This is a genomic window from Roseovarius sp. MMSF_3298 (genome assembly GCF_030733705.1).
Classification (GTDB): Bacteria; Pseudomonadota; Alphaproteobacteria; order Rhodobacterales; family Rhodobacteraceae; genus Roseovarius; species Roseovarius confluentis.
Window position 1 is genome coordinate 42,251 of the sequence record NZ_JASHIN010000029.1, and the last position, 7,998, is coordinate 50,248.

General features: G+C 66.6%; 7 protein-coding genes. 3 read left to right on the plus strand and 4 right to left on the minus strand.

All coding sequences use genetic code 11. The annotated features are described in order from the left end of the window. Positions 1-3: 3 nt before the first annotated feature. The gene (locus RBB18_RS19620) at positions 4-768 is read right to left on the minus strand and encodes an SDR family NAD(P)-dependent oxidoreductase (protein ID WP_306111601.1); all 765 of its coding nucleotides are present in this window, start codon (positions 766-768) and stop codon (positions 4-6) included. Continuing rightward, positions 768-1,553, minus strand: coding sequence for an MBL fold metallo-hydrolase (locus RBB18_RS19625; RefSeq protein WP_306111600.1), 786 nt, complete (start codon positions 1,551-1,553; stop codon positions 768-770). Before RBB18_RS19625 ends, RBB18_RS19620 begins: the two co-directional genes overlap by 1 nt. Before the next feature lie 171 nt (positions 1,554-1,724). Between RBB18_RS19625 and RBB18_RS19630 the strand changes: the two genes are divergently transcribed. From RBB18_RS19630 to RBB18_RS19640, 3 genes are all read left to right on the plus strand, one after another. Continuing rightward, positions 1,725-2,657, plus strand: coding sequence for an ABC transporter substrate-binding protein (locus RBB18_RS19630; RefSeq protein ID WP_103764434.1), 933 nt, complete (start codon positions 1,725-1,727; stop codon positions 2,655-2,657). 75 nt (positions 2,658-2,732) lie between these two features. Continuing rightward, positions 2,733-3,815 (plus strand): glycine betaine/L-proline ABC transporter ATP-binding protein, encoded by a 1,083-nt coding sequence (locus RBB18_RS19635; protein WP_306111599.1) that lies wholly within the window; start codon positions 2,733-2,735, stop codon positions 3,813-3,815. After that, positions 3,812-5,875: an ABC transporter permease subunit gene (locus RBB18_RS19640; RefSeq protein WP_306111598.1), complete on the plus strand. Its 2,064-nt coding sequence runs from the start codon at positions 3,812-3,814 to the stop codon at positions 5,873-5,875. Before RBB18_RS19635 ends, RBB18_RS19640 begins: the two co-directional genes overlap by 4 nt. Positions 5,876-5,914: 39 nt before the next feature. On the opposite strand, the gene bchO is transcribed toward RBB18_RS19640, so the two are convergent. Further along, complete coding sequence (bchO, locus tag RBB18_RS19645) at positions 5,915-6,778, minus strand: alpha/beta fold hydrolase BchO (RefSeq protein WP_306111597.1); 864 nt, start codon at positions 6,776-6,778, stop codon at positions 5,915-5,917. 5 nt (positions 6,779-6,783) lie between these two features. Then, entirely contained in the window at positions 6,784-7,950 is a 1,167-nt protein-coding gene (locus RBB18_RS19650; RefSeq protein WP_306121269.1) for a VWA domain-containing protein, read from the minus strand. Between the last annotated feature and the right edge of the window lie 48 nt (positions 7,951-7,998).

A 7,998-nucleotide genomic window follows, 5' to 3' on the forward strand; every position in this document is an offset into this window, starting at 1 on the left:
CGCTTACCAGTGCGCGCCGGCGTTGATCTGGATGTCTTCCATGGTGAGTCCGGGGGCGGCGTCGGAGCACAGGAACGCGACGATGGCGGCGACCTCGTCCGGTTGGACCAGGCGGTTTTGCGGGTTGGCCTTGGCGAGTGCCGCGATTTCATCGGCCTGCGTGGTGCCGTTCTGGCTGGCAATGGTGGCGGCCGACTCGCGCAGCATCTCGGTTTCGACCCAGGTCGGGCTGACGGTGGTGCAGGTGACGCCGTAGGGCGCGCCCTCGAGCGCCACGGCGCGGGAAAGCCCGAGCACGCCGGACTTGGACGCGCAATAGGCGGGGTGGTCGGCGACCGCCGACGTGGCGGCGGTGGAGGCGATGTTGACGATCCGGCCCCAGCCCGACGCCATCATGTCGGGCAGAAGCGCGTGTATCATCAGGAAGGTGCCGGTGAGGTTGGTCTCGATCACGTCGTCCCAGGCGTCGAGGTCGTGGTCGGAGACCGTCTGGTGCCGGGTGACGCCGGCGGCGTTCACGAGGATCTGCGGCGTGCCGAACTGATTTTTGACGGAGGTGCAGAAGGCCGTGACCGAGCCGCGCTGGCGCACGTCGAGCGGGGCGACGAAGACATCCGCACCGACGGTGTCGCGCGCCATGTCCTGAAGCGATGTGTCGTCGCCGCGGCGTGCGCCGATGGCGACGGTGTGTCCGGCCTGGTGCAGCAGGCGGGCGGTGGCGAGGCCGATGCCCGCCAGCCCGCCGGTGATGATGGCCGTGCGTTGCATCACTGCGCTTTGCTCCTTGCGATCATGTCGGCGAGCCATGCGTCGGCCTCGCCCAGACGGCGGCCACCGTCGCGGTATTCGTCGAGGATTTCAATCAGCTTGTCCCGGCCGAAGGACTTGAAATGCCCCGCATGAACGGTGGTGACGTCGAGCTCGCGCAGGCGGGCGTGAGACTCGGCCAGCTTTTCGGGGTCGGAATGGTCCATGTCGTCGATGAGGTCGCCGTCATACACCACGTCGCCGCTGAACAGGAGGCCCGTGGAGGACTCGTGCAGCGCGATGGAGCCTGGGCTGTGGCCGGGCAGGTGGAAGACGGTGAAGACGCGGTCGCCGAGGTCGATCACGTCGCCTTCGTCAAGGAGGGCGGAGAGGGGCGCGGGCTTTACCGTGTAGTGCTCGTACGAGAAGCCCTCAAAGGGCAGGGCGGTGAAGGTTTCCGCGCGCACAAAGCCCGCGTCGGCATAGGTGTTGGCGGGCGTGGGGTTGGCGATGATGTCAGACTCGGCACTGTGGCCGCAGCGGTGGTCGAATTCGTGCAGGCCGCCCGAATGATCGAAATGCGTATGGGTGACGATGGCGCTGAGCGGGCGTTCGGTCAGCTGCGCCAGCTCGCGCGTCATCGGGCGCAGGCCCATGCCGGTGTCGATCACGAGGTCGCGGTCGCGTCCTCGGATGTGCCAGATATTGCAGCGCAACCATGGCGCGACATGCGGCTCCCAAATCAGCGTGACGCCATCGCCCATGTGTCGGGTCTGAAACCATTTTTTGGCAACATGCAACGGCACGGCATCCTCCCCTTCGCTATGCTCATTAAACCGGCAGCCGCGCCGCGGACGCCCGATATGAGGTTTGTTTTTATTAACTCATTGGTCAACAAACATTTGTGCTTGGGTCCACGTTGCGGACGTCGCATGATGACGGCCATGATCTGCATCAATAAAAACAGGGAGAGAAAGATGAGGATGAATTCTGTCTTGTGGGCCGCGAGCCTGTCACTGGCCGGGGCCGGGATGGCGCAGGCCGAGACGGTCCGGATCCCGATCAACGAATGGACGGGTCAGCATATCTCGGCGCATATCACCGGCACGCTGCTGGAAAAGGCCGGGCATGACGTGGAATACGTGACCGCCGGGGCGGTGCCGCAATTCGCCGCCATCGCCAATGGTGACCTGCATTTGCAGCCCGAGGTCTGGACCAACAACGTCGGCGACATCTATCCCAAAGCGGTGGAGTCGGGCGACATCACCGTGGTGGGCCAGCTGGGCCTGCAGCCGCAGGAAGGCTGGATCTATCCGCCCTACATGAAGGAACAGTGCCCCGGCCTGCCGGATTACGAGGCGCTCTATGACTGTGCGCAGGCGTTTGCCGCCGCCGATACGTTTCCCAAGGGCCGGCTGATCACCTATCCCGCCGACTGGGGCACCCGGTCCAAGGACGTGGTGGCGATGATCGACATCCCGTTCGAGCCGGTCGCGGGCGGATCGGAAGGCGCGATGATCGCCGAGCTGAAATCGGCCACGGCGACGCAGGACCCCATCCTGATGATGTTCTGGCAGCCGCATTGGCTGTTTGCCGACATGGAGATGGAATGGGTCCAGTGGGACGCTGCCGACGGTGAGTGCGTCGAGGAAGAAGGCCAAGAGCGTGGGGCGGCCTGCGGCTTTCAGCAGGCGTCGATCGACAAGATCATCAATGCCGAGTTCGCCGAGGCGAACCCGGGCGTGGCGGCGGTTTTCAACGAGATTTCCATCGACAACGAAGTGCAGAACGCGCTGATGCTGGAGATCGACCAGAAAGGCCGGGACCTGGAAGAGGTCGTGGCCGAATGGATCGACGCCAATGAAGAGACTTGGGGTCCCTGGGTCGAGGCCGGAAAGGCTGCGCAGTAAGGTGCGAATGGACGCATCGGAAAGGCCGGGGGTTCTGACGCCCGGCTTTTTCGTATCAGCGGGGACAGGGGCAGCATGAGCGACACGCATGCAAGCGATGGCGCCGGAACGGACCAGCCGAGGCTGTCCTGTCGCCACATCTGGAAGGTCTACGGCAAGAAACCGGAGCGGTATTTTTCGAGCGGCCAGCCTGCCGACGAGACGCCGGCGCTGGCCGAGCGCATCCGGGAGGATGGCGCCATTCCGGCGGCTGCCGATGTGAGCTTTGACGTCGCCGTGGGCGAGATTTTCGTGATCATGGGCCTGTCGGGCTCGGGCAAGTCCACGGTGGTGCGCTGCCTGTCGCGGCTGGTGGAGCCGACGCATGGCGAAATCCTGCTGGATGGCGAGGACCTGCGCGCGAAATCCGACAAGGAGATGATCGAGGTGCGCCGCCACCAGATCGGCATGGTGTTCCAGAATTTCGGCCTGATGCCGCATCTGAGCGTCTGGGAGAACATCGCCTTTCCGCTGAGCCTGCAAGGCGCGGCGCAGGACCACACCCGCGAACGGGTGAGTAAGGTGATCGAGCTGGTGGGGCTGGAAGGGCGCGAGAAAAGCTATCCGCACCAGTTGTCGGGCGGGCAGCAGCAGCGGGTGGGCATCGCCCGGTCGCTGGCCGTGGACCCGGATCTGTGGCTGCTGGACGAGCCGTTTTCGGCGCTGGACCCGTTGATCCGGCGGCAGATGCAGGACGAGTTCCTGCGGATTCAGAACGATCTGCACAAGTCCATCGTGTTCATCACGCATGATTTCCTGGAGGCGCTGCGCGTGGCGGACCGGATGATGATCATGCGCGGTGGGCGCGTGGTGCAGACCGGCACGCCGGCGCAGTTGATCACCAATCCGGCGGATGATTACGTGGCCGAGTTCACCAATGACGTGCCCATGGTCCGCGTGCTGCGGGCCCATGAGGTGACGGACCCCGATGCCGGCCCGGCCGACGGCCGTGAGCGCGTGGCGGGCGATGTGTCGGTCGAGGCGCTGTTGCCGATGTTGTCGTCGCGTCCCGAGGGGCTGGCGGTGGAGCAAGGCGGCACGGTGACGGGCGTGGTTACAGCGCAAAGCGTGGTGAAGGCGCTGGCGAGGTTGTCCGAGCAGGAGGACGCGCCGGCATGAACGCCGCCAGGATGCATTGGGCGTGGTTCGCGCTGATCGGCCTCACGCTGGTGGCGCTGGGCTTTCGTGACCGGCTGGGCTGGCTGATGGAGTTCCCCGAGGCGTGGGAATGGCCGATGACCGAGTGGCTGAACACCGGGATGGACTGGGTCGTGGAGACCGCCGGCCCGGCGTTCCGCGCGTTTTCGGACGTGATGGATTACCCGATGTCGTGGGTGCGGGAGTTGTTGCACTGGATGCCCTGGGCGCTGACGGTCGGCCTTTTGGTGATCGCGTCCTTCGCTGTGTCGGGCTGGAAGCTGGCCGTGTTCACGTTTCTGGCGATGTTCTACATGGTCGTGATCGGCTACTGGTTCGAGTCGATGAATTCGCTGGCGCTGGTGCTGGTCTCGGTACCGCTGGCGGTGGCAATCGGGTTCTGCGTGGGGACCTGGGCATTCTATTCCGACCGGGCCGAGCGGGTGATCACGCCGACGATGGACACGTTGCAGACAATTCCGGTCTTTGCCTATCTCCTACCGATCCTGCTGCTCTTCGGCTTCGGGCCGGTGGTGGGGCTGATCGCCTCGGTGCTTTATGCCGTGCCGCCGATGGTGCGAAACACCACGCTGGGGCTCGCCCGAGTCGACAAGGAGGTGATCGAGGCGGGGATGATGGCGGGGGCCACGGCGGGCCAGATGTTCTGGCGCGTACGGGTGCCCAGTGCGCTGCGGCAGATCCTGCTGGGGGTGAACCAGACGATGATGGCCGCCTTTTCGATGATCATCATCGCGTCGATCATCGGCGGCACGTCCGATATCGGCTGGGAAGTGCTGACCCATATCCGCAAGGCCAACGTGGCCGAGGCGATACTGGCGGGCGTGGTGATCGCGCTGATGGCGATGGTGATGGACCGGATCACGGCGCGGGCCGCGATGGGGCGGTCGCCGGACGGGGGCGAGGACGAGAGTTTCGTCGCCCGCTACCGTTACTGGATCGTGGCGGCGGTGTTCGCGGTTCTGATGCTGGGACTGGCGCGGGTGTTCCCGTTCCTGCAGGAGTATCCGCGGGCGTGGGAGGTCTATCCGGCGGATGCGATGAACGACGCGTTCAACTGGTTGCTGGTGGAATTCGCGGGCACGATCAAGGCGATCAAGACGACGGCGCTGTTTTACCTGATGCTGCCGGTGAAGATGGGGCTGGATGAGACGATCAGCCCGTTTTCCTGGGGCTTCGAGTTCACCACTCCGATGAAGATAGGCTACGCCGTAGCGATGGTGGGGCTGGTCGGTTGGTTGCTAGTGCGGCGCCGGGTGCGGGCGGCCATCGGGGTCTCGCTGCTGGCGATCCTGCTCTATTTCGGGATCACTGGCTTGCCGTGGCTTTCGATTGCAGGCGTGATGGTGCTGCTGGCGTGGCAGGCGGGCGGGCGGCGGCTGGCGATCGGCACGGCGGTGGGGCTGGCCTTCCTGATGCTGGCGGGCGTCTGGCCCGAGGCGACGATTTCGTTCTACCTGTGTGGGCTGGCGGTGGCGCTGTCGTTCCTGATCGGTACGACGCTGGGGGTGATCGCGTCCGAGAATGACGCGGTGTCGGCCTTTCTGCGCCCCATAAGCGACACGTTGCAGACGATGCCGCTTTTCGTGATCCTGATCCCCTTCGTGATGTTCTTCAAGCTGGGGGATTTCACCGCGCTTCTGGCGATCATGGCCTATGCGATCGTGCCCGCGATCCGCTATGCCGAGCATGGGTTGCGCGGCGTCAACGCCGAGGTGATCGAGGCGGCCAAGGCGTGCGGGTCGACCCGGTGGCAGATGCTGTGGCGGGTGCGGTTGCCGCTGGCCCTGCCGCAGCTGCTTCTGGGGCTGAACCAGACGATCATGTTCGGGGTGGCGATGCTGGTGATCACGGCGCTGGTGGGCACGAGTGATTTGGGCCAGGAGATATACATCGGCCTCAACAACGGGGATTTCGGCGTCGGGATGATTGCCGGCATCGGGATGGCGACGCTGGCGATGATCGCGGACCGGATGACGCGGGGGTACAGCCGGAAAGGGCGCGCGGCGCTGGGGCAGAGGTGAGCGGTCAAAAGCTTTGATAAAGCTTTTGGCAAATCTTTTTTAAAAAGATTTGCCTTGGAGCCAATCCAGCATGATGTCGCAAAGGCGGTCGGGATCTTCCTCGTGGGCGAGGTGGCCCAGGCCCTCCAGCGTGAACCGTTCGGCATTTGGCAGAACGGCTGCGGCACGGTCCGACACCTGGGGCGACACGGCCGTGTCGCGGTCGCCGGTGATCAGCAGCACGTCATTCTCAATTTCGGGCAGGCGGTCGAGCAGGGCGTCCGTGCTCCAGCGGGACATCATCTGCAATGTGCCGTCCACATGGGCGCGGTCGGCGAGGAGGCGGCTGTACCAGGCAAGGCCCTCTTCGGAGAGCGTGGAGCCGGTGGCGCGGATCACGTTGCGGGCGCGGCCCGGACGTGCGCCGCCCGCCGAGAAGGCGATGGCGGTGACCGGGTTCAGCGCCAGGAGCTTGGCCAGCATCGGAAAAAGCCAGCCCGCCATGCCTTCGAACCGGTCAAGCGCGGCATTGAGGCCGATGACAGCAGGGGTGCCGGGCAGGCGCGTGGCAAGGTCGAGTGCGACGGCGGCACCGGCGGAGTGGCCGATGAGCGCTGTTGGCTGCCAGTCCTCGGAGGTGCAGAGGGCGGCGATATCCTCGGCGGTGGTCTGCAGACCGAGGCGGGAGACGCTGCCGGCGCGGGTGAAGCCGTGACCCGGCAGGTCGAGGGCGATGACGTGGTGGTTTTCAGACAAGCGTGAAATGAGGTCGCGCCAAGTATGCGTGCTGGCGCCTGCGCCGTGCAGCAAGAGGAGCGTGGGGCCGGTGCCCCATTCCTGAATGTGCCAGTCGTGCGGGCGGTGGCGGACGCGGTGAGATGCAGCCGCATGGGGCCAGTCGGGCAGGTCGCGGGCCCAGTCCATGGCACTCAGGCTCCGAGTGCCGAGGTGACGGCGGTGCTGATCCCGTGGGCGTCGGCGCGGGGCAGGGCGAGGTAGCGCGCGCCGAGGGCCACAGCGATGGTGCGGGCCGTGTCGGTGGGGCGGTTGGAGGTGTCGACGAGGACGCCGGAGATGCCCTGCGCGCGCAGGCTGGCGGCGATGCGGGTGGCGTCGTCGTTCGCGGTGGCGCGGTCGGGATCGCCGGTGAGCGGGATGTTGGCGCGGCCGTCCGTCAACAGGACCAGCATCGGCGTGAGGCCGCGGCCGCGGGCCAATTGGGCAAGGTCGCCTGCGGCCATCAAGCCGGAGGCGAGGGGCGTGCCGCCGCCGCCGGGCAGCGAGGCGAGGCGGCGTTTGGCCTGCACCAACGAGCGGGTGGGCGGCAGTAAGGTGTCGGTGCCGGTGCCGCGAAAGGCCAGCAGGGCGACCTGGTCGCGGCGGGCGTAAGCTTGGGTGAGCATGAGTTCAACGGCCCCCTTGGCCTCTGCCAGCCGGGCAACGGCGGCGGAGCCGGAGGCGTCGACGGTAAAGATGAGCAGGCGGTCGGAGCGGTCCTCGAACCGCTTGATGCGGATGTCAGACGGCAGAATCACGAGCGCGCGGTCGGCGTTGCGCCCGGTGCGGCGGAGGGTCTGCCAAGGGGCGGCGGCGCGCAGGGTCGCGATCGGATCGATCCGGGCCTGGGCCGAGGGGTGGCCCGGGCGTGAGGGCAGGGGGCGACCCCGGCGGTTGCCGCGGCGGCGGTCGCCCGCGCCGCTGCCTGCCGCATTGGCGGGGCGGGTGGATTTGGCGGCGAGACGGTCGAGGATGTCGGGCGGCAGGAGCGCGGCGATGGCGGAGACGAGGATGTCGTCGGGAAGGTCGGTGAGGGACTGGTCGCGGTCGGTGTCCGGGGCGTTGGCCTGGTCGGGCTCGGGGGTTTCGGGCGGGGTTTCGTCCTCGTCCTCGGCCTCGGTGGGCATCATGGTGGCGCGGGAGGGATAGACCAGTTCGGCGGCTTCCTGAAGCTGGGCGTCGGTGACTGTCATCTCGGCGTCGAGCGCGGCGAGGGCGCGCGCGGTGCGCAGGGCGAGGCTGGGGGCACGCAGGCTGTGAATGCCGAAGCGGGCGGCGAGGGTGACGAGCATGGGCAGGGCGCCGTCAGGTATCTGCACGCGCGGCAGGCGTTTGCGGGCGACGTCAAGGTCGGCGGCGGCGGGGAG

What these genes read in the sequence shown, in the direction of transcription:
- RBB18_RS19635 (WP_306111599.1), top strand. Translation starts at nt 2,733, where the DNA reads ATGAGCGACACGCATGCAAGCGATGGCGCCGGAACGGACCAGCCGAGG.
- bchO (WP_306111597.1), bottom strand. Translation starts at nt 6,778, where the DNA reads ATGGACTGGGCCCGCGACCTGCCCGACTGGCCCCATGCGGCTGCATCT.
- RBB18_RS19630 (WP_103764434.1), top strand. Translation starts at nt 1,725, where the DNA reads ATGAGGATGAATTCTGTCTTGTGGGCCGCGAGCCTGTCACTGGCCGGG.
- RBB18_RS19620 (WP_306111601.1), bottom strand. Translation starts at nt 768, where the DNA reads ATGCAACGCACGGCCATCATCACCGGCGGGCTGGCGGGCATCGGCCTC.
- RBB18_RS19640 (WP_306111598.1), top strand. Translation starts at nt 3,812, where the DNA reads ATGAACGCCGCCAGGATGCATTGGGCGTGGTTCGCGCTGATCGGCCTC.